We start from the raw sequence: 20633 nt of genomic DNA, 5'->3' as shown, positions 1-20633 counted from the left end.
CACTTTCTCGATGTTTTGGGCGCCAGCGTCACTCTGGGCTGCGCGACAGCAGGACGACCCAGAGACCTTCTTGGCACACGACGCCGTTCTGGTTGACCACCTGGACCTTCGTGGTGACGATGCCCCTGTCCGGCTTCGAAGACGATGGCCGCACCTCAACGACTTCCTCGCGGACACTGAGGGTGTCTCCGATGCGCACCGGACCCAGAAGGTTCCACTCCTTGATGCCCAGGAACGCGATCGCCGAGCCCATCTTCCAGCCCAGGCTCATCTCGAGCCCGAAGGCGATGGCAAGGGCACCTGGCCCTTGGAAGATGCGGCCTCCGAACTCGGTCCGACGCGCGTACTCCTCGTCGGTGTGCAGCGGGTGCATGTCCCCGGACCACGTGCCAAACGTGACGAGGTCGCTCTCCGTGATGGTCCTTCCGCCTGTCCGCCAAGCGTCCCCGACCGAGATCTGGTCAAGGTAGCGGACCGCGGGGTGGCGCTCGATGGTGTCAGTCACTGGCGTCCTTTTCGTAGCTGTCGGGCCGGCTTTGCTGAGACGAGCCGCCACGGCGATTTCGGCAATGAAGGTGTGCCCACCACTTTCCGGTGCGCAACCCTCAGGGGCCACTGTGAGGATCACGAAGAGAACGGCGAGGCTTGGGATCGAGGACAAGGACCGGCTGGCCGGCTGGCCGGCTACAAGCTGACGCACACTGCCAGCGAACTCGGTCCTGTTGCGCTTCCTCCGAGGTCGGCCGTGCGAGGTTGCGCCACTTCGCCCATGCAGGACACGGCGGCTGGCATCACTTCCTGCCCGATGCCCCAGAGATGACGTCGATCGAGTAGGTGCGGGTCATGTGCGAGCCCTCCAGTCGACGGGAGAGATCGAGAGCAGCAACCGCGTTCCCACGGCTCCGCCGTATCGAACGGTTGAGCCCTTGGGGAGAACGATGAGTTCCCCTGGCGCTGCGCGGAGCTCCTTCTCGTGACCGCCATCGTCGACGTAGAGAAGGGCTTGTCCCTCGATGACGAAGATGGTCTCCTCGTACTGCAGCGTCCACGGCTCAGAGTGATGGTCGGCGTTGAAGACCATGAAGTAGGTGCCCAGCTCGTGCAAGCCTGCGTGGGCGGTTCGGTGCTCGATCGTGGCCGGCCCGAACTCCTTGTCGTTCGCGGCGTCGTACGTGGGCATGGATGCGGGTGCAGGACTCACAGGTCTCTCCTGAGTGATGGTCTGGTTGGACGCCAGTGGCGTGCGGGTTCGGGAGGAGGGCCTACTGGTTCTGCGCAGCGTGCAGCGTCTCGTAGAGATCCATACGACGCAGATCCAGTCCGGGGGCCTCAGGGTTGGCCCGTGAGGCCAGGAGGAGGTCGTGGTCGAGCTCCGCCACAAGAACTTGTTCCGAGTCGTCCGGCGCGACGGCCAGGATGCCGTCGTTGATCCCGATCGTCTTGTCGACCGGAGTGCAGATGAGAGCACGACCCACTGCGTGCATCGGTGCATCCAGCGGCAGTCCGCTGTGGCCCACCAGCGGAGACATGACGACGAACAGCTGGTTCTCGATGGCTCGAGCCGCACAGCCCGTCTTCACGCGATGGATCCCCCGCCGGTTCCACGTCAGCGAGGGGCAGAAGATCAACTCGACTCCGTTGTGCACAAGGTGTCGCGACAGCTCCGGAAACTGGATGTCGGCACAGATGAGCACACCCGCCGTAAAGGGCCCGATCTTGGTCACGAGCAGCTCGTCCCCGCCGCGCGCACCGAGCGCATGCTCCTGCGGCGTCAGGTGGATCTTGTCTTGGGTCTCGACGCGACCGTCGGGGTGGATGACGTAGGCCGTGTTTCGAAGCGTCCCGTCCTCCGCTAGACGGTTGTGACTGCCCCCAACGATGACGACCTGAAAGCGGGCTGCCATGTCGATGAGCGCGTTGACGATGGCTTCGGTGTGCTGCGGGAGGCTCTCCCAATAGTCCGCGGCGATGGTCGACGTCGTGACGTCATGATCGTCGATCGCACCCAACAGCCCGGTGCTGGCCAACTCGGGGAAGAGGACGACTTCAGCTCCCGCGTCGACTGCCTGTCGCAACAGGACCTCAAAGTGTGCGGTGTACGCCTCGAGCGTGCCCTCTGCCCGTAGGGCGAACTGGACGCTTGCGACCGTGAGAGTAGCCATGGAGTTCCCCTTCGAAGTGCCGGCGGCCGCCACGCTAGTGCTCGGCCGGGAGCCGCCCCATTGGTGAGTTAACGCAGATGGCGGCACTTCGTCGTGGCTTCTACAGGGCAACGATCAGACGCGATCCCCCAGTGTGGGTCGGTCGGGACTCAGCCCTGCGGCGAACGGGTTCGACTCGCCTGCGACGACTGCAGCGATGACTTCCCCGCAGACGGGGCCGCTCGCGACTCCCCATGTGTGGCCGACGTTGACATAGGCCCCGTCGATGCTTCCGACGATGGGCAAGTCGTCGGGCGTCTCGCTGCCCAGCCCTGCCCACAGACCCGTCACGCCGAAGTTCTTGTACCGGGCATACCGATCACGGGCGAGATCGACCATCACCTGCGTGGCATCCAGGCTGATGTGTGGGTTCAGCGACCCGCGCCCATCGACGCTGTTGCCGATGTAGAGGGAGCCGCCCCGGTTCAGCACTGCAGTGTCAGCGAACTGCAGACCCTCCTCCTCGTCACCTCCATGGCGGGCGGGACCCTCGAAGAAGGTGGGGTCGAACGAGGGGAGGTCGGTCAGGGCGCCGCACCCGTAGACGCCACGGGGACCGTGCAAGGCTGGACTCTCGCCGCTCTCGACCGGTTGCATCATCAGTTGTCCGACGCGTGCAGTCTCGACGGGAACGTCGATGCCCTCGGCCCGAAGTGTCGTGGCCCAAGCGCCGGTCGCCCACACCACACCCGACGCCGAGATCTCGCCGCGTACGGTGCGCACCCCGGTGACCCGATCGCCCACGCGGCTGGTGGACAACACCGCGGTGTTTCGGAAGAACTGGACCCCGGCTCTGACGCACGCGGACTCCATGGCAGAGACAAATGCCAAGCAATCGACCTGTGCGTCGTCCTTGCAGTAGGCCGCCCCGATGGCGCTGTCGGGGAGGATGGGCGACAGGCTGGCGGCGTCCTTGAGGCTGACCATCTCGATGTCGAGGCCAGCCTGTTGACGCTCCTTGACGTAGGCGTCGATGATCGAGCCCTGCTCCTCCGACTCGAAGTAGAACAGACCACCAGCCGCGTGGTAGTCGAACACGTCTCCGAGGACGTCCAGGTAGTCGCCGAACTTGGACTTGCCGGCTCGGGCGAGGTCGAGCTCCAGACCAGTGCGCCGGGTCTGTAGCCACAGGGCGCCGGGGTTGCGGCCGGAGGCGCCGTAAGCAGCGAACCGTTGCTCGACGAGAGCGACACCGAATCCCCGCTTGCGCAGCTCCCAGGCGGTGCAGAAGCCGGCGATACCAGCTCCGACGACGACCACATCCGCTGTGGCAAGGGTGTCCGCGTGGTTCATCGGCACGCCTCTCCTCTGGTCCGGGCGTGGCTCGCACTCGCGTGCCACGTGTTCCACGGACAGCTGTTGGAGCAACCGTAACGGTTGCTTGTTGAACGCCCGGTTTCTGTGCGTCCGAGTCTCATCGGAGACCTCTGGTCTGCACGCTAGACACTGGCATGATCCGCGACGAACTGGAATATTTACCATGTCCAGGTTCGATCTTCGTCCCTCCGCTAGGAGACCGGATGACGGTTCACCTCAAAGGTGGAGGGGTTTGATGCCGGAACTCGTCTGGAAGTCCCCTGATGACAGCTGAAGTGCCCGGGACCACCGTCGGGATGCTCGTGGCTGAGCTGGGTCCGACCACGCGCCTGCTCACGGCCGGTCAGGACCTCGACCGTCTAGTTTCCGGCGCCAGCATCCTCTCCTGGGGCGAGCCCTCACCCGTGCCCGAGGTTGTCCTGATCTCCGTACAGGAAGCGGATCGCCAAGAACTCAAGGCGACGATCGAGCGACTGGGCTCCGACGTCAGCCGCGTCCTCGTTCTCACGCACCCGGCGTCGATGAGTCCTGCCGCCCTGCGAGAGATTGCTGGATCCCACGTGATCATCGAGGCCGCCGAGGTCGATCCCGCGGAGATCGTCCTGCTCTTCGCTGGGGCGCGAACACTGGGGAACGATACTGCCACGCGAAGGCTCACGGCGCTGCAGAGGTCACTGACCCAGGTGCTCGGAGAGGAGGATCCTCTCGTTGCGTTGCTCCATCGCCTCAAGAGCACGTGCAACGCAACGGCCGCGCTGGTGGACAAGCACGGCCGGACGGTGCACGCCACGGGCCCCTTGCCGCTGAGCTCCCTGTTCCAAGCGATAAGTCACACGGCCGCGGAGACCCAGCTGATTGACGTCGACGGTTGGACTGGAGTCGCGGACAGGATCCACGATGCTGGTCACCAGGGTGGCTACTTCGGATGGCTCGTCGTGACTGCGAGGCGCGATGGGTTCCCCAACGCCTATGACTCGTCTGCCGTGCACGTGGCGGCATCGTTGGTCGAAGCCAGCCAGCGGATGTCAGCAGTGACGCGTCAGCAGGAGCGAGCTGTACGAGCGGCTGTCCTGGAAGAGGCTTTGGCGCTGGTCCCCATGCCGGCCGCTCCGGAACTGTCGGGTCGCGTAGCGAGCCTTGGCCTGTCGTGGACCGAGGAGATGCGGGCCGTGGTGGTTCGCGTAGTACGCCAGGGCGCCGCCGGCAGGGCCAAACCTGCGCTGAAGGAGGCGACTGACCTGATGACCAGTTCCCTCGAGGACGCAGCAGTTCCACATCTGGTCAGCAAGCGGAAGCGCTTCACCGTGCTCCTGGTGCAGGCGTCGCCGGCAGCCTTGCGGCGGGCGATAGTCAGCACCAGCAACACGATGCCCAGCGTCCTCGTAGGCGTCGGACGCCAAGTTGCCTCCATCGAAGATGTCGCAACGTCGTTCCACGATGCGCAACTCGCGGTCCAGACTCTGCGTCGGGCCGGGCGCCGGACTGGGCTCATGAGCTATGAGGACTTCGACTTCGCCACTCGACTCTTCTCCGACGTCGGTTCGGCCCGCATGACTCGATGGGCACGGGAGTTCTTGGGCCCTCTCGAGAACCGAGAGCCGCTGCTCGAGGGGTTGCGCCAGTTCTTTCAACACGGTCAGAACATGAACGCCGCCGCCGATGCCTTGAACATCCACCACAACTCGTTGCGCTACCGGTTGGCGAAGGTCGAAGAGCTTCTGGAAGTCAACCTCCGGGATCCCGCGGCGGTCGCCTCCGTGTTCTTGGCGATGGCTGCGCTCGAGCTCGAGCAGGTCAGCGCCCCGGATCTGCCAACCAAGCGAGGACCGGGGGACCAACCTGCAGACATCGCGGCTCCCCGCTCCGTGCGCGATGCCGCTCCCCCTACGCTCGACAGCCTCGGCGTCGTGTTCGGGCCAGACCGAGGCTGACCGTCAGCTTCGCTCGTCACTCCAAGCGTCGCAGACCTCGGACAGGGTGGGGAACCAGATCCCGTCGCGAGAGCTGACGTACTCGATGAACTGCTCCAGCATCACGAGATTGTGGGCGCGACCGATCGTCTGGGGGTGCAGGGTCCACGTGATGACGCCTCCGGGACACCGTTCATATGCGAAGTCGAAGCTGTCCTTCCACCGGGCCAGGACCGTCTCGTTGCTCTGCATGAGTGGGCTGCCCTTGAAGCTCTCCAGCTCGGGAAAGTCGTCGAGAGCCCACCCGACGGGTATCTCGAGGACGCGGCTCGGGGGTCCGAACGAGTTTCCCCGCTCGACGTCGAAGTCGACCACCATGCGCGGGTAGTACGGCACGAAGTCCCGCCCCATCAAGGACGAGTCCCAGTCGAACCCGAACTCGTCCAGTAGATCGAGGGTGTGAGGAGTCACGTCGAGCGCGGGTGAACGGTAGCCACGTGGCCGTTGACCGGTAAGGCTGACGTGCTGGTCGACCTGGAGCTGCATGAGCCGTCGCTCTTCGTCGGCGTCGAGGGCCGGAATGTACTCGTGGTACACGCCGTGGGCGGCCACCTCATGGCCGGCTCCCACGATCGCCTCGAAGGCGTCCGGGAAGGTCTGCATGGTGTGGGTGGGCACGCACCAGGTGGTGGTGATCCCGAAGCGGGCGAAACAGTCGAGCAGCCGTGGCGTGCCGACCTCCGCACCGAACTCTCCGCGTGACATGAGGCTTTGTGAGTGCGAACGGAAGGTGCTCATCCACACGCTCTGGGCATCGAAGTCAGGACTCAGGCAGACCGCGAGGCGCTTGCCCGGCGGCATGCTCAGGCTCACTGCGGCTCCGAGGCAGTGCCGGACGGAGCTTCCCAGTCCACGCCTTCAGAATCCATGTGGAAGTCGCGCTCAGGCACCTCGTAGTCGACCTGGTCACGCGGAATGATTCGGATGGGTCGACGGGCCTGCAGCTCTTCGGAGATGTGGGCCACGACGCCTGGCATGGTCGAGAGGATGGCGATTCCGGTGCCTTCCTCGGGCGAGAAGCCGAGACCCACCAGCGCGGCGGCCATGACCCCCACGTCGTTGATGGGAATGTCGGCCTTGCCCGGCAGTCGTGTGAAGGCTGCGTGGAGGGCCTCGTAGACCTCCGCCTCTGCCGGCCAACACCCTTCCTTGACGGCGAGATCACGCAGCACGGCGGCACGCGGATCGACCCTCTTGAAGACGGGGTGACCCAATCCAGGGATGCGTTGTCGCGCCTCGCGCAGCCTGGCGACTTCCTGCTCCGCGAACTGTTCCAGTGGCAAGACCGAGGCCTGATATCGCTCGTGGGCCTTGATGATGAACCGGCTGGTGTCCTCGGTCGCCAACGTGTGCGGGCCGACAGACAGGCAGGCGGCGGCCAACCCCGCGGCCATGCTCGGGTTCGCCGAGACGGCGAAACGCGCGGCCGCCGTACCCGGCTTCTCCAGGCCGTAGTCGAGGACTGCGCTCAGGACTCCGTCCAGCACGCGGACCTGGGACGGGTTGGGCAGGTCCCCGCGAATCAGCAGGAATACCGCCGATGTGAAGGACAGGTTCCCGATGAGCTGCTGCAGGTCGTACCCACGGATGAGAACCTTGTCAGCGCTGGGCTGGCTCACGGACGTGCTCCAGTACCGGTTTGATGGCGTGGACTCGCTCAAGACAGGCTCCGATTCGTGGGGGCTTCGTTGGGTCAGTCGCGCGCGGCCGTCGAGGCGGCGTCGTCCAAGCGAGCCGCCAACGCCCGTCGGTCGACCTTGCCGGTGCTCGTCACCGGGAACTCGTTCACCACGACGTACTCGCTCGGACGTTTGTAGGCTGTGAGGGTCTCCTCAGCGTGGGCGCGGAGAGCGTCGACGTCGAGGCCTTCCGCAGCCACCACGGCTGCCACGACACGCTCGCCGTACATGTCGTCCTGCAGCCCGACGACAGTCACGTCCAGGACGTCCGGGTGCATGCGCAGGGCCCGTTCCACCTCTCCTGGAGAGATGTTGATGCCGCCGCGGATGATCACGTCGGAGAGGCGCCCGACCACGAAGACATAACCGTCCTCGTCCATCCGGACGAGGTCCTTCGTGCGGTACCAGCCATCGGGAGTGAGAGCCTGCTCCGTCTGGTCAGGGTCTCGCCAGTAGCCGAGCATGAGACCTGGGCCCGTGGAGAGCCCTTCGCCTACCTCACCCGCGGCAACGTCGTCGCCGTTCGCGTCGACGATCCTCAGCTGCGCCCGGGGGACGAGCTTGCCGGCGGACCCCGGTCTCGGTTCGGGGTCGACCGTGGGGTCGTAGGTCACCAGCGGGAGACACTCCGACGAGCAGTACGCATCGAGCACGGACACGCCGCTGACCGAGGTCCAGCGCTCGAACGCAGCCTCGTTGCGCGGTTCGCCCCCGGAGATGCACAGCCGGAGAGCACCGAAGGTCTCCTGCCCCAGTCCTTCGTCCTTGGCGTGCATCGCGAGCTTGGCGAAGGTGGTCGTCACGCCGGCGATGAAGGTGGCTTGGTGCCGGCGCATCGCGGCTGCCAACAAGTCGGGCCGCGCCCGTCGTACGACGATGGTGGTGGCGCCCCGCAACAGAAGAGCCAGCGACGTACTTGCCAGTCCGTACATCCACGCCATCGGCAGACAGACGATGCCGCGATCGTCCGAGCTCAGGTGCCACACCTCGCCGTAGGTCTCGGCACAGTTGTGCACGGCAGTGGCCGTCAGCATGATCGCCTTCGGCCGGCTCGTGGTTCCGGACGAGAAGCAGATGAGGCTGAGGGGTTCGCGCAGGTTCGCTGGGTTCGGCTCAGTGTCAGTGCGAACCGACGTGGGTTGAAAGAGCTCGATCGAGGCGATGGGCGTCGTGGTCAGTGCGGCAGACACGGCTTCCTGCTGCGCCTCGCCAGCCACGACCAGCACGGGCTCACTGCTCTCCAGTGCGTACTGCAGGTCGTCATGACTTGAAGACGGGTAGACGGTCACGAGAACCCCGCCGGCGCGCCACACCGCCAGAGCCGTCGACAGGAAGTCTGCGGAGCTCTCGGCCACGATCGCGACCCGACCACCCGGTTCGAGCCCGGCTGTCAGCAACGCTTCGCACCTGAACAGCACGTCCAGGTGCAGGTCACCGAAGCTCACCACCAGGTCGCCGTCGATGACGGCAGGGTGGTGCGGTCGGGACGACGCGACGCGTTCGAAGGCACCGACTGGATCGTTGAAGGGGTTCATGAGCTCCTGCTCAGCTTCCGGGGCGCGAGTCGCGTGAGAATCGCTTCAGCTTCGTGGACCGTCGCTCGAACGATGTCGCCCGCAGGCGTGATCTCGTGGACCAGCTGCAGCGTCTGCCCCACAGGCATCATCCCCTTCCGGAGGTCCCCGTCCTGGTAGCCCGTCTCAACGGTCGTGCCGGCGACGGCGTACTGCGCCGGGAAGTCAGCGGGGCCCTTGTCGCCCTGCTCCCACTGGGCCGTCCACTCGTTGGCGAACGCACGCATGCGCTTCCCGCTGTAGGAATGAGTGATCGTCGTGTCCTTGAACCCCCCGGCAAGGACGCGCTGCTTGAAAGCAGCGTGCCCGAAGGCCTCTGGACTGGCGATGAAACGTGTCCCCATCCACACGCCGGCCGCGCCGAGGGCTAGGGCGGCCGCCAGTCCGCGCCCGTCGGCGACCCCTCCGGCCGCGATGACCGGGGGCTCGACCTCGTCGATGACTGCCGGGACGAGTGTCATGGTGCTTGCGTAGCCGGTGTGACCGCCGGCCTCGGTTCCCTGCGCCACGATGAGGTCCACACCTGCCTCACTTGCCTCGCGCGCCTTGCCGACGGAGCCGACGAGAGCTGCCACCCGGATGCCCCGCTCGCGGCACTCGCGAAGGAACCACTCCGGCGTGCCGAATGTCAGCACGACGACGGCCGGCTTCGCCTCGAGCACGACGTCGACCTGTCCGGCTACCGCGCCGGGTGTCAGAAGGGCTTCGACGCCGGCCAGCTTCGTGCGATCGGCCGGGTCAAGCCCGCCCCACAGCTCGCGAACCGGTCCCCAGCGCTCCTCGTCCTGCGTCGTCAGCGAGTCAGGCAGCAGCAGGTTCACCGCGAACGGCTTGTCCGTGCGTGACTTGATCTTCGCGATCTCTGAGCGCAATGCGTCGGGCATGAAGCTGACGCCGCCGAGGCAGCCCAGCCCGCCCGCCTCACTGACGGCCGCGGCCAGGTCGGCCTGGGCCACCCGGGCCATTCCAGCTGAGCAGACCGGGTGCTCGATGCCGAGCATCTCGGTGAGGGCCGTGACGAGCATGCGCTTCTCCTTCATCTCAAGGGCAGTGCGTGAGCCGGATGCTTCCGGCTCCGCTCTCAGGTCGCGGTCCACCCGCCGTCGACGGCGATCACCTGACCGTTGACGTAGCTCGCCCCGTCGGAGGCCAGGAAGAGGACGACGCTCGCTACCTCCGAGGGCTCGGCGGAGCGCCTGGCCGGGATGAGGAAGTCCATGATCTCCGGCGAGACCCCGATGCCTCGCTGCTGCGACGACACCAGGTCGCCGAGGATCTCCTCCGATGTGGCGCGTAGGTTCGTCTTGATGACGCCGGGAGCCACGACGTTGGCGGTCACGTTGTGCGGTCCGACGTCGATGGCGAGCCGTCGGTGCATTCCTTCGATCCCGGCCTTCGACGTCACGTAGGAGAGACCGTCCGCCGCGCCACGCTGGCCGGCGACCGAGCCGATCGTCACGATGCGACCGGACTTCTGCGTGATCATGCGCTCGGCGGCAGCCTTGCAGCCGTAGAACACTCCGGTGAGGTTCACGCCGATGACCTTGTTCCAGAGCTCTGGAGTCGTCTCCCCGATGTCGGCGTAGCCGTCGAACACGCCGGCGCAGTTGACGAACACGTCGAGTCGTCCAGATCGTGAAGCAGCGTCGTCGACCAAGCCCTTGACCGACTCGAAGTCACTCACGTCGACTGTCCTGGTCCGAAGGTTCGGGGGTGACCCCAGCTCTTCAGCGGTCTCCTTGACGCGGGCATCCGAGACGTCGCTCGCCAGCACGTCGTAGCCCGCATCGACGAAGGCGCGCGCGATGGCTCGACCGATTCCGGACCCTGCACCGGTGATCGCGACGGTGCGGCTCGTTGTGTTGTTCAAGACAATCTCCTTTGTGTCAGCGGTTGGCCGTGCGGGATGCCCGGCGATGGCCGCCGTGGGTTCAGCTGGAGGCCGCGCGACGAAACATGACGAACCACTGGCCTTCATGGCACGTCTCGTCGCGCTGGTTCTTGACCAGGACGTCGAACGTGACGACGCCGCGGTCGGGCTTGGAGCGCGATGGCCGGACCTCGGCGACGGTCTGGAGGACGTGAATGGTGTCGCCGATCGCCACGGGCCGGATCAGGTTCCAGGTCATCCCCAGGAATGCGATGGCTGTCTCGTCCTTGATGCCGAGTCGCGACTCCAACCCGATCGCCACCGCGAACACCCCGGGACCGTGGAAGATGCGGCCTCCGAACTGCGTACGGCGGGCGAACTCCTCGTCCATGTGCAGAGGGTTGAAGTCCCCTGACAACCCGGCGAAGTTGACCAGATCGGCATCGGTGATGGTGCGGGCCTGCGTCACCCATGCCTGACCGACGTCGAACTCATCCAGGTAGAGTCCAGTCCTCGTCGCGGGGCCGCGGGATGTCGATACGGTCATGGGTGGCGCTCGTTCCTTAAGTGCGTGCTGAGCTTCGGGTGTAGAGAGGGTCGGCCGTCGGCGCGACCATGTCGCGGCTAGCCGTTCGGCCCGCGCGGCCTCTGCCGCACCGCGCGCCACCAGGACACCAGTCGATCACGCAGACGCTGGAGCGGAGAGGGCTTCGGAGCCACCTCTTGTCCACCGACGACAGCCACGAACTGCTCGATGGCGTCAGCCAGGATCGCCTTGATGACCGGTCCGCCCATGGCCGCCAGGCTGCCGTCGATCCGAAGGTTGGCCACGTAGTCGAGCAGCGAGGTACCTTCCTCCGCTGGCTTCACCTCCACCGTCGCGTCGCCTCCGAGCTTCATGTTGAGCTTGGGGTCCTCGCCCTCCAGCAGCACACGCAACACCCGACGACTGGAGTCGGGCTCGATGGTCGCCCGCAGGTCCCAGTTGGCGCTGATGCCCATGACCGTGTTGGTCATGCGGGCACGGAACACGTTGTCCGACTCCGCCACGAGTGTGGTCGGATCGAGACCCGGTAGGCACGAAGCCACCAGCGGCACGTCTTCGAGTCGGCTCCAAGCGCGGTCCGTGGTCACCGGGACGATGACGTGGTCGTTGAGGACGACAGTCGTACCGGCCGTCTTCTTGGCCGTCCGCTTGCTCCAGTCCACCTTGCGTGTCGTCATGCGTGCGCCTTCCCTCTGGTCTCGTGGTCAGCCGAGGCTCACCGAACGGGCCATGCCCTCGGTGATCGCGGGTCGGTCGTAGCGGAACGGCGAGGCGTCCAGGCCGGGCACACGGCCCAGGATGATGTCCGCGAGAACTCGGGCACTGCCCGGCCCAACGGTGGCACCGTAGGCGTGACCCGAACCCACGAACAGTCCGGGCACGGACGGGACGTCCGACATCACGGGCAGGCCGTCACCGGTCTGCGGGGCGATTCCGCCCCACGTGCGCTCCACCGGAATGTGCTGGAGGGCGGGCACGTGGTCACCCAGGACACCGAAGGTCTGGGCCATACCAGCGACCGTAGGGTCGGGTGATGCGTCCGGCCCGTCGACGAACTCGATGGGGCACCCCAGCCACAAGCGCCCGTCGGCCCGCTGACAGATGAGCTCAAGAAGGCCCACCTCAGGCATGATGTGCTGCAACGGGTGAAGGACGATGTCGTCGTCGTAGCCGGGCAGCTCGCGGACGAACGCGTACTCGTGGAAGAGACTGGGACCGTAGGCGGCCACGTTGAAGCGCTCCTCGATGGGGGCGGTCTCAGCCATCTGCATACGCATGTGCAGGACGTTGAAGGGCAGGCCCGCCTTCTCGAGGATGGCTGCGGTCCACGACCCGGCCGTCACCGCCACGACGTCGGCGCGGATGTCAGTCCGTGCTGTACGCACCCCTACGCATCGTCCATCCTCGACCACGAGCTCCGTGACGTCGGCATCGATGAGCTCAGCCCCCAGCTTGATGGCTGCGTTCATGAGTGCATCGACGAGCTTTCCGGGATGCAGGTAACAGTCGCTCTTCGAGTGGATACCGCCTACGACGTCCTCGGGGAGGAGTGGGCAGAGCTCGCGGGCGCGATCGCCACTCACGATCTCCATCGGAAGCCCGTCCTCCTGGCGCTTCTTGACGAAGCCCTCGATGAGGGGCAGCTGCTCCTCGTAGTAGTAGACGAGAGCGCCGTTGGGCTGGAACTCGAAGTCGTCCAGCTCCTCTGCGAGCTGGGAGTACAGGGACCGCGAGAGATTGGCGAGCTCCAGCTGCGGCCCTCCCGACCGGGTGATCATCGAGATGTAGCCGGCGTTGCGACCGGAGGCCCCCCACCCGGCATGCTGACGCTCGACAATCCGCACGGCGACGCCTTCGCGTGCCAGGAAGAGCGCAGTCGCGGCACCAAGAATGCCCGCACCAACGATGATCGCGCTGGCGGGTGCGGCTGCTTCGTTCACGGTGGATGAACTGTTGCTCATGGATAGGTCCTTCGTCCTGCGCCGAGCACGGCGGCTGGCGTGGTGGTCGCTCGTTGTGGTCACCACTCGTGAGAGTGCGCGTGATCTGCACCCGGCGCGGCTCCTTGCGGACCCGCCCCGAGTACTCCTCAAGGATGTTCCCTGTGCCTCCCGAGAACCATTGGTTCTCTCCAAGAGGATTCAAACCCTCGTTGGTGAAGTTCCAACTATGACGCCGGCGCGCCACTGCTTGCGTCCCCCCTCAGGCGTGCCGCAACCTCGTCAGGGAGTGGTCGGGCGACAGCCTGGGTGGCGTCCACGTTCACATAAGTGAGAGCGAGGTCTGCCACGAGCTCACCCTCGAGCAAGACCTCAGTGTGGAGCTCGAAGCTGGAGGTGCCGACGCGGACACAGTCGACGCGGACGTCGAGCTGGTCCTCGAAACGGGCAGGCCGCTTGAAGTCCAGGACCGCCCGGACGACGGACGGGTCCATGCCCCCAGCAACGAGGTCGAGGTAGGGCAGGCCGAGGTGCCGGAAGTACTCGGTCATGCCGACATCGGCGAGCTCAAGGAACCTGCTGTTGAACATGAACCCTTGCGCGTCCGCCTCGTGGTACCGGACCCTGTGCCGGAACACCGGTGCCATCGCGTCCCCTTCCGTGCGGTTGTGGCTTGCAGTCGACCTGCGAGGGGCTAGTTGTTGTCCGGCGCTCCGTGAAGCTCGAACAAGCGGTCGAGGTGTCGCCCTCGGTCTTCGACGTCATCTCCACGCGGGCGGCTCCGCGGACCCCATTCGGGCGGTCGGCGCCCAACACTCGACGCCTTGTGAGTGACCTCCTCGGTCGGGACATCTGGAGCTGCGTTCTCAGCCATGGGGGATCTACGGAGCATCAGAGGCGCATCCCTACTGACGTCCGATCTTGGCGTACACCTCGGGACGGCTGCGCTTCAGCACCATGGCCATCGCGACTCCGGCCAAGAAGATCGCCGCCGTCAGAACAAGGATCGTGTTGGCGAGCGACCGAGATCCGCCGATGATGAGGTCGAAGTTCAGCACCGCGAGAATGAGGCACGACAGGAGCCCGACGAACGCGATCGCAGGGCACACGACGGTGGCCCACACGGAGGAGTGATCGCCGCCGTTCTTCTTCATGTATCGCACGACGGCGACGTCGGTCAGCAACAACATGAACAGGAACCCGATGCTCAGGATGCCGAGGATCGCGGCGTAGTAGAGGATCGGGTCCACCCCGCTGATCACCACAGGAATGCTCACGACCAGTGCACCGAGGCTCGCCGCGACAGACGCGCGGTGCGGCGAACCGTGGCGTGCGTGCACCCCACTCAGGCCGACGGGAAGGATGCGGTCTGCACTCAGGTTGAAGGCGTAACGGCTCACGATGTTGTGTCCAGCAAGGATGACGGCAAGCGTGCTGGTGTTGACGAGGACGATGACGAGGTCCGCGAGGAACTTGTTGCCGAACTGCTCCATCGTCACACTGACGATGCCGGCCGGGTCTGCCGCAGCTGCTGCCACGGCATCGTCCACGCCGAGGGCGTTGACCAGGAGGAACGACGTCACGGCATAGAAGAGCATGGCGAACACGACCACTGCATACGTCGCGCGCGGGACGGTGCGGTTGGGGTCTCGAACCTCATCGCGGAACAGCGCCGTGATCTCGAAGCCACCGAACATGCCGATGGCGAACATGAGGCCGATGCCGAACGATCCGTCGAACCAGTGCTCGGGCGCGATCGGGGCGACACTCAGGCCGGACGCACCACCCTGTCCGGCGATGAGGAGGTCGAACACCAGGATCACCAGGACCTCCGCGGCGAGGAAATACATCAGGACCTTGGCAGAGAGGTCGATGCTCAGGTAGCCCAGGATGCCGACGAATGCCCAGAAGGCCAGGGCCCAGACCCACCACGGAGCTGACGGACCGTGCATGGTGTCATGCACGAGCGAGCCGAGGACCACACCGCCGAAGGCGAAGGTGCCCGTGTATGCGCAGAAGTACATGGCCAGAGCCAGCAGACCGGCCCCGAGTCCGGCTTCGCGGCCTAGGCCGGCGGTGATGTAGGCGTAGAAAGCTCCAGGGTTGGGAAGCACGCGCGCCATGCGAGTGAAGCCGACGGCAAAGGCCAAGATGATGAGGCCGGCCACCAGAAAGACGAATGGAGTGCCGACCCCATTGCCGACGAAGAACATCACCGGGATGATGCCGACGACGATGACGAGCGGAGCGTTCCACGCCATGACGCTGAAGAACAGGTGCATCACTCCGAGGTTGCCGTGCAGCCTCCGCTCAGTGTCGACAGGGGCCGACTCGGCGAGTGTCATGAGTGTTTCCTTTCGGGCAAGCTCGTCAACAAGGCTCTACGAGCTATTGCGGGAGTGAGCCAAGAATGTGGCCCGGCACACACTCCGGCAATCAGTCGAATCACCAACTCCGTCACTGCTGATCGTGAAAAGGCAAGTCCGAGCGCCAGTGCCCGAGCTGCGTCCGAAGGGCTCAGCACCTGAGCCCTTCGCTGTGCTCTACCGAGGGCGGACGGTGATCTGCTCGGTGGCGGCGGGCAGCACGGTGTGCAGGTCGCCCACGACGCCGAAGTCGACCAGCTCGAAGATGGGGGCTTCGGGGTCCTTGTTGACCGCGACGATGGTCTTGGAGGTCTGCATGCCGGCGCGGTGCTGGATCGCACCGGAGATGCCGTTGGCGACGTAGAGCTGCGGTGAGACCGTCTTGCCGGTCTGGCCGACCTGGAACGCGTGCGGCATCCAGCCGGAGTCGACCGCCGCGCGCGAGGCGCCGACGGCTGCGCCGAGCGAGTCGGCGAAGCCCTCGACCGGCTCGAAGTTGCCGCCGGTGCCACGACCGCCCGAGACCACGATGGCGGCCTCGGTCAGCTCGGGTCGACCGGTGGACTGCCGCGGCTGGGTGGCCACGATCTGCGCGGTCCTGGCGGCGTCGGAGATGGTCGCGTCGAACGTCTCGACCGTGCCGGCACCATCGGCCTCCTCGGGGGCGGCGGAGTTGGGCTTGACCGTGATGATCGGCGTGCCGTGGGTGACCTTGGCCTGGACGGTGAAGTTGCCGGCGAACACGCTCTGCGTCGTCACCGGGCCACTCTCGCCGGCCTGGACGTCGACGGCATCGGTGATCAGGCCCGAGCCAAGCTTGATCGCGAGGCGACCGGCGACCTCCTTGTTCTCGAACGTCGAGGGCAGCAGGATCGCGGCCAGCCCATCTCCCCCAGAGCTCTTCTCGGCGAGCTGCTGCAGGGCCTCGGCCTTCGGCGCGACGAGGAAGCCCTTGGTCTGGGCGTCGTCGACGACGTAGACCTTCGCGGCGCCGTACGCCTTGACCTTCTGCGCCACGGCGTCGGCCTGGTCGGGCGAGCCGAAGAACACGGCCGCCGGCTCCCCGAGGCGACGGGCGATGGTGAGCAGCTCGTAGGTGGGCTTCTTGACCTCGCCAGCGACGTGGTCGATCACAACCAGAACTTCAGACATGTCTACGCAGCTCCTCAGATGAACTTCTTGGACGCGAGGAACTCGACCAGCGCGCCAGCGCCCGAGCCGTCCTCGTCGGTGACGATCTCGCCGGCCGTGCGCGGCGGACGCTCGGTGGTGTCCTCCACCTGCGACCAGGCGACCGACAGGCCGACCTCGCCCGCGTCGACGCCCAGGTCGGCCAGTGCGAAGGTCTCCAGCGGCTTCTTCTTCGCCGCCATGATGCCCTTGAACGACGGGTAGCGGGCCTCGCCCGACTGGTCGGTCACCGAGAGCACGATGGGCAGGGTCGCACCGATGACCTCGGTGGAGCCCTCGTTGTCACGCTTGATCCGGACCTGGTCGCCCTGCGACTCGATCACCGACGCGAGCGTCACCTGCGGAAGCCCCAGGCGCTCGGCCAGCATCGCCGGGATCACCGATCCGGCCGCGTCCGTGGACGCCATGCCGCAGACCACCAGGTCGGCTCCCCCGGACTCGGCACCGATCTTCTCGATCGCCTTGGCCAGGACCAGGGACGTCGCGACGTAGTCGGAGCCCGCGATGGCGTCGTCGAGGACGTGGACGCCCTTGTCGACACCCATCTGCAGCGCCTTGCGCACCGCGTCGACCGCCTTCTCCGGGCCCACGGTCAGCGCGGTGATCTCGATCTCCTCGCCCTCGCGCTTCTCGCGGAACTGCAGGGCCTGCTCGACGGCGTACTCGTCGAGCTCGGACAACAGGCCGTCGACCCCGACTCGGTCGACCGTGAAGTCGTCCTCGAACTTGCGGTCGGCCGTGGCGTCCGGCACGTACTTCACACAGACAACAATGTTCATCGCTCTCGACCTTCGTGTTGGCTGGCAGTGACAGGTGATTCGCGCGCGGTCACGATCCAGGTCCAGGCGAGGCATCGCGTGTCGCGGCATGACAGGTGGGACAGACAGGACCCGTCGCGCTCGGGAAAGGGACATCCCACCACTTCGTCCAGCTCTGGCACGAGATGCCGCATGCTGTGCGAAGGGATCCCCACGTCTGCGCGTGGACGAGGGACGCCGGGACTCGCTCCGCATACGTACGGTGCTCGACCAAGCGGCTGAAGTTCGCGACGACGAAGTACTTGTGCGGGGGATGCGACGCCATGGGTATCACCAGCCGCGCTCGGACAGGCGGTGCGGCTGGGGGATCTCGTCGACGTTGAGGCCGACCATGGCCTCGCCCAGGCCGCGGGAGACCTTGGCGACCACGTCGGGGTCGTCGAAGAACGTGGTGGCCTTGACGATGGCCTCGGCGCGCTGGGCGGGATTGCCGGACTTGAAGATGCCGGAGCCGACGAAGACGCCCTCGGCACCGAGCTGCATCATCATCGCGGCGTCGGCGGGGGTGGCGATGCCACCGGCGGTGAAGAGCACGACCGGGAGCTTGCCGGCGGCCGCGACCTCCTTGACCAGCTCGTAGGGGGCCTGGAGCTCCTTGGCGGCGAGGTAGAGCTCGTCCTCGGCCATGCCGTGCAGCCGGTTGAGCTCGCCGCGGATGGTGCGCATGTGGGTGACGGCGTTGGAGACGTCGCCGGTGCCGGCCTCGCCCTTGGAGCGGATCATCCCGGCGCCCTCGGTGATGCGGCGAAGCGCCTCGCCGAGGTTGGTGGCACCGCAGACGAAGGGGACCGTGAAGGCCCACTTGTCGATGTGGTGGGTGTAGTCGGCCGGGGTGAGCACCTCGGACTCGTCGATGTAGTCGACGCCGAGCGACTGCAGGACCTGCGCCTCGGCGAAGTGGCCGATGCGGGCCTTGGCCATGACGGGGATCGAGACGGCCTCGATGATGCCGTCGATCATGTCGGGGTCGCTCATGCGTGAGACGCCGCCCTGCGCGCGGATGTCGGCCGGGACGCGCTCGAGGGCCATCACGGCGACCGCGCCGGCGTCCTCGGCGATCTTCGCCTGGTCTGCGGTGACGACGTCCATGATGACGCCGCCCTTGAGCATCTCGGCCATGCCGCGCTTGACGCGGCTGGTGCCGATCGAGACAACCGGGCGGGCTGCGCAGGCGTCGCCGGCAGCGTACGCACCCGTGTACAACGGGGACAGGATCTCTGGAGCATTCGGATTGATCACGTGCCATCCCCCGCCACTGGTGTGGACGAGCGGACGAGACTCAGGGACAAGGCCCCTCGTGATGGCACCCAGGTCCATCCCGCAGCCTGGGCCAAGATGATCCCGCCCGATCCCGGCCGGCCCTCTCCCCTCAGCGCCGCTCGGTACTCGACCGCGTGACAGGACCCTCGTTCGTCAACCAAGGTCGCCGTCACCCTCACGGGACCAGCACAAGGCAGGCCGATGAGCTCGGCGTTCAGCTCCAGTGCGTCGAAACCCAGCAGCACGCCGTCTTCGTCGAACTCGCGTCGGGCCAGGGCGATCCTCGCCTCGTCGAAGGCACGCAGGATCCACGCGTCCGTGAGGTCGAGGGTCGCCTGCTGGTAGGTCTGCTGAACGGACGGCAGCACTGACGGTTCAGCAGCCCCGTGGGTGGATGTCATCACTAGTCCGACCAGTCCACGCTGAAGTACTGCGTCTCCTGGTACTCGGCCAGGCCCTCGCGGGCGCCCTCTCGGCCGAGACCACTCTGCTTGAGTCCGCCGAAGGGCGCGGAAGGGTCGGAGACGAGTCCTCGGTTGATGCCGACCATTCCGGCTTCCACCTTCTCCGCCAGCTGCATCGCCCGCTTCAGGTCGGAGGAGTACAGGTAGGCAGCGAGCCCCAGCTCCGTCCCATTCACCATCCGCAGCAGGTCGTCCTCAGTGCGCCAGGTCACCACCGGCGCTACCGGCCCGAAGATCTCCTCCTGCACAACCCGCGCGTCCGGCGGCACATCGGCCAACAGCGTGGGCGCGAGGTAGTGACCGGAGAGGTGCGAGGGCAACTCAGCGACCGCCGCGCGGCGGGCACCTCGATCCAAGGCGTCATCGATGAGGTCGTGGGTTGCGGCAACCGCTCGTCCACTGATCATGGGCCCGATCTGGCTCGCAGGTTCCGAAGCAGGCCCGACAACCAGCGCGCTCACGCGATCAGCCATCCGCGCAACGAACTCAAAGGCCACGGACTCGTGCACGTAGAAGCGGTTGGCGGCGGTGCACGCCTGCCCTCCGCCCCGGAACTTGGCGGTCATGGCGCCATCCACGGCCGCGTCCAGGTCGGCGTCGCTGGTCACGATGAAAGGCGCGTTCCCCCCCAGCTCCATCGACGCGTTCAAGACGCGACGAGATGCCTGCGCCAAGAGAACGCGTCCTACCTCGGTGGATCCCGTGAACGAGAGCTTGCGCACCCGGGAGTCTTCCAGCCACGTTTGGACGACGTCGGCTGACCGCAACGTCGGGACGACGTTGACGACCCCAGCGGGGAGCCCGGCCTGCTCGAGGAGCCGAGCGATGGCCAGGGCGGTGAGCGGCGTCTCGCGTGCCGGCTTCACCACGACCGTGCAGCCGGCAGCGAGCGCCGGCGCGATCTTTCGCGTCGCCATCGCGGCCGGGAAGTTCCACGGCGTCACGAGAGCTGCTACACCCACGGGACGGTGAGTCACCACAGTGCGGACACCTCCTGCCGGAGACGATCCGTAGTCACCGCCGGCGCGGACCGCCTCTTCGGCATACCACCGGAAGAACTCCGCCGCATAGGTCACCTCCGCCCGGGCATCGGCAGCCGCCTTGCCGTTCTCCTGCGAGATGAGGGTGGCCAGCTCATCGGCGTGGTCCAACATGAGGCGGAACGTCCGCATGAGGACGTCGGAGCGTCCGCGCGGACTCACGTCCTGCCACGCAGAGGCGGCGAGAGCGGCGGCGTCCACCGCCTGGGTTGCTTGGACGAGGTCAGCGTTCGCCACGACGCCGACGATGGACTTGTCTGCGGGATTCTCGACGTCGAACGTCCCGTCGTTCCCCGCAAGCCACTGTCCGCCGATGAAGACGCCTTCGGACGGGGAAAGTCGATCGGTGAGCGTCGGTGCGTGATCCACGGGTAGAGCCCTCTCTGCTGATGCGCT

The 20633-nt window shown here is 66.3% G+C and carries 20 protein-coding genes; 1 reads left to right on the top strand and 19 read right to left on the bottom strand.

Features of this window, described 5'->3' with window-relative positions; genetic code table 11:
- Positions 1-28 precede the first annotated feature (28 nt).
- The 4 genes from J3P44_RS06400 to J3P44_RS06385 all read right to left on the bottom strand — a co-directional run bounded on the left by J3P44_RS06400 (position 29) and on the right by J3P44_RS06385 (position 3494).
- Positions 29-628: a MaoC/PaaZ C-terminal domain-containing protein gene (locus J3P44_RS06400; protein WP_255889425.1), complete on the bottom strand. Its 600-nt coding sequence runs from the start codon at positions 626-628 to the stop codon at positions 29-31.
- A gap of 213 nt (positions 629-841) precedes the next feature.
- Complete coding sequence (locus J3P44_RS06395; RefSeq protein ID WP_255889424.1) at positions 842-1201, bottom strand: EutQ-related cupin domain-containing protein; 360 nt, start codon at positions 1199-1201, stop codon at positions 842-844.
- A gap of 61 nt (positions 1202-1262) precedes the next feature.
- Positions 1263-2162, bottom strand: coding sequence for a nitrilase-related carbon-nitrogen hydrolase (locus J3P44_RS06390; RefSeq protein WP_255889423.1), 900 nt, complete (start codon positions 2160-2162; stop codon positions 1263-1265).
- A gap of 114 nt (positions 2163-2276) precedes the next feature.
- On the bottom strand, positions 2277-3494 hold the full coding sequence (locus tag J3P44_RS06385) for an NAD(P)/FAD-dependent oxidoreductase (RefSeq protein WP_255889422.1): 1218 nt from the start codon (positions 3492-3494) through the stop codon (positions 2277-2279).
- A gap of 287 nt (positions 3495-3781) precedes the next feature.
- On the opposite strand from J3P44_RS06385, the gene J3P44_RS06380 reads away from it, so the two are divergent.
- Positions 3782-5449, top strand: coding sequence for a PucR family transcriptional regulator (locus J3P44_RS06380; RefSeq protein WP_255889421.1), 1668 nt, complete (start codon positions 3782-3784; stop codon positions 5447-5449).
- Between the two features lie 3 nt (positions 5450-5452).
- Here J3P44_RS06380 and J3P44_RS06375 read toward each other — a convergent pair whose 3' ends face one another.
- The 15 genes from J3P44_RS06375 to J3P44_RS06305 form a co-directional block, all read right to left on the bottom strand.
- Complete coding sequence (locus J3P44_RS06375; RefSeq protein ID WP_255889420.1) at positions 5453-6193, bottom strand: polysaccharide deacetylase family protein; 741 nt, start codon at positions 6191-6193, stop codon at positions 5453-5455.
- A gap of 104 nt (positions 6194-6297) precedes the next feature.
- Positions 6298-7149: a citryl-CoA lyase gene (locus J3P44_RS06370; protein WP_255889419.1), complete on the bottom strand. Its 852-nt coding sequence runs from the start codon at positions 7147-7149 to the stop codon at positions 6298-6300.
- Positions 7150-7181: 32 nt separating this feature from the next.
- Complete coding sequence (locus tag J3P44_RS06365) at positions 7182-8702, bottom strand: class I adenylate-forming enzyme family protein (RefSeq protein ID WP_255889417.1); 1521 nt, start codon at positions 8700-8702, stop codon at positions 7182-7184.
- The gene (locus J3P44_RS06360; RefSeq protein ID WP_255889416.1) at positions 8699-9766 is read right to left on the bottom strand and encodes an NAD(P)H-dependent flavin oxidoreductase; all 1068 of its coding nucleotides are present in this window, start codon (positions 9764-9766) and stop codon (positions 8699-8701) included. The genes J3P44_RS06365 and J3P44_RS06360 overlap by 4 nt, the downstream gene beginning before the upstream one ends.
- A gap of 56 nt (positions 9767-9822) precedes the next feature.
- On the bottom strand, positions 9823-10611 hold the full coding sequence (locus J3P44_RS06355) for an SDR family NAD(P)-dependent oxidoreductase (protein WP_255889415.1): 789 nt from the start codon (positions 10609-10611) through the stop codon (positions 9823-9825).
- 61 nt (positions 10612-10672) lie between these two features.
- Positions 10673-11158, bottom strand: coding sequence for a MaoC/PaaZ C-terminal domain-containing protein (locus tag J3P44_RS06350; protein ID WP_255889414.1), 486 nt, complete (start codon positions 11156-11158; stop codon positions 10673-10675).
- Positions 11159-11235: 77 nt separating this feature from the next.
- Positions 11236-11835 carry an SRPBCC family protein gene (locus J3P44_RS06345; RefSeq protein ID WP_255889413.1) on the bottom strand — a complete coding sequence of 200 codons (600 nt, stop codon included), beginning with the start codon at positions 11833-11835 and terminating at the stop codon, positions 11236-11238.
- Between the two features lie 27 nt (positions 11836-11862).
- Complete coding sequence (locus J3P44_RS06340; RefSeq protein WP_255889412.1) at positions 11863-13119, bottom strand: NAD(P)/FAD-dependent oxidoreductase; 1257 nt, start codon at positions 13117-13119, stop codon at positions 11863-11865.
- Between the two features lie 206 nt (positions 13120-13325).
- Entirely contained in the window at positions 13326-13745 is a 420-nt protein-coding gene (locus tag J3P44_RS06335) for an acyl-CoA thioesterase (protein ID WP_255889411.1), read from the bottom strand.
- 258 nt (positions 13746-14003) lie between these two features.
- Positions 14004-15443 carry an APC family permease gene (locus J3P44_RS06330; protein ID WP_255889410.1) on the bottom strand — a complete coding sequence of 480 codons (1440 nt, stop codon included), beginning with the start codon at positions 15441-15443 and terminating at the stop codon, positions 14004-14006.
- A gap of 198 nt (positions 15444-15641) precedes the next feature.
- A complete protein-coding gene (locus J3P44_RS06325) occupies positions 15642-16616 on the bottom strand; it encodes an electron transfer flavoprotein subunit alpha/FixB family protein (RefSeq protein WP_255889409.1) in 975 nt (324 codons plus the stop codon).
- A 14-nt stretch (positions 16617-16630) separates the two neighbouring features.
- Positions 16631-17434, bottom strand: a complete 804-nt coding sequence (locus tag J3P44_RS06320) for an electron transfer flavoprotein subunit beta/FixA family protein (protein ID WP_255889408.1) — start codon at positions 17432-17434, stop codon at positions 16631-16633.
- A 309-nt stretch (positions 17435-17743) separates the two neighbouring features.
- Positions 17744-18676 (bottom strand): pyridoxal 5'-phosphate synthase lyase subunit PdxS, encoded by a 933-nt coding sequence (gene pdxS, locus J3P44_RS06315; protein ID WP_255890007.1) that lies wholly within the window; start codon positions 18674-18676, stop codon positions 17744-17746.
- 32 nt (positions 18677-18708) lie between these two features.
- Positions 18709-19134, bottom strand: a complete 426-nt coding sequence (locus tag J3P44_RS06310; protein ID WP_255889407.1) for a hypothetical protein — start codon at positions 19132-19134, stop codon at positions 18709-18711.
- Positions 19135-19136: 2 nt separating this feature from the next.
- Positions 19137-20606 (bottom strand): NAD-dependent succinate-semialdehyde dehydrogenase, encoded by a 1470-nt coding sequence (locus tag J3P44_RS06305; RefSeq protein ID WP_255889406.1) that lies wholly within the window; start codon positions 20604-20606, stop codon positions 19137-19139.
- Positions 20607-20633: the final 27 nt, after the last annotated feature.

The organism is Nocardioides astragali (assembly GCF_024436375.1).
Classification (GTDB): Bacteria; Actinomycetota; Actinomycetes; order Propionibacteriales; family Nocardioidaceae; genus Nocardioides; species Nocardioides astragali.
The sequence above is the reverse complement of the archived record's forward strand: the minus strand, read 5'-3'. Positions and strand labels throughout refer to the sequence as shown.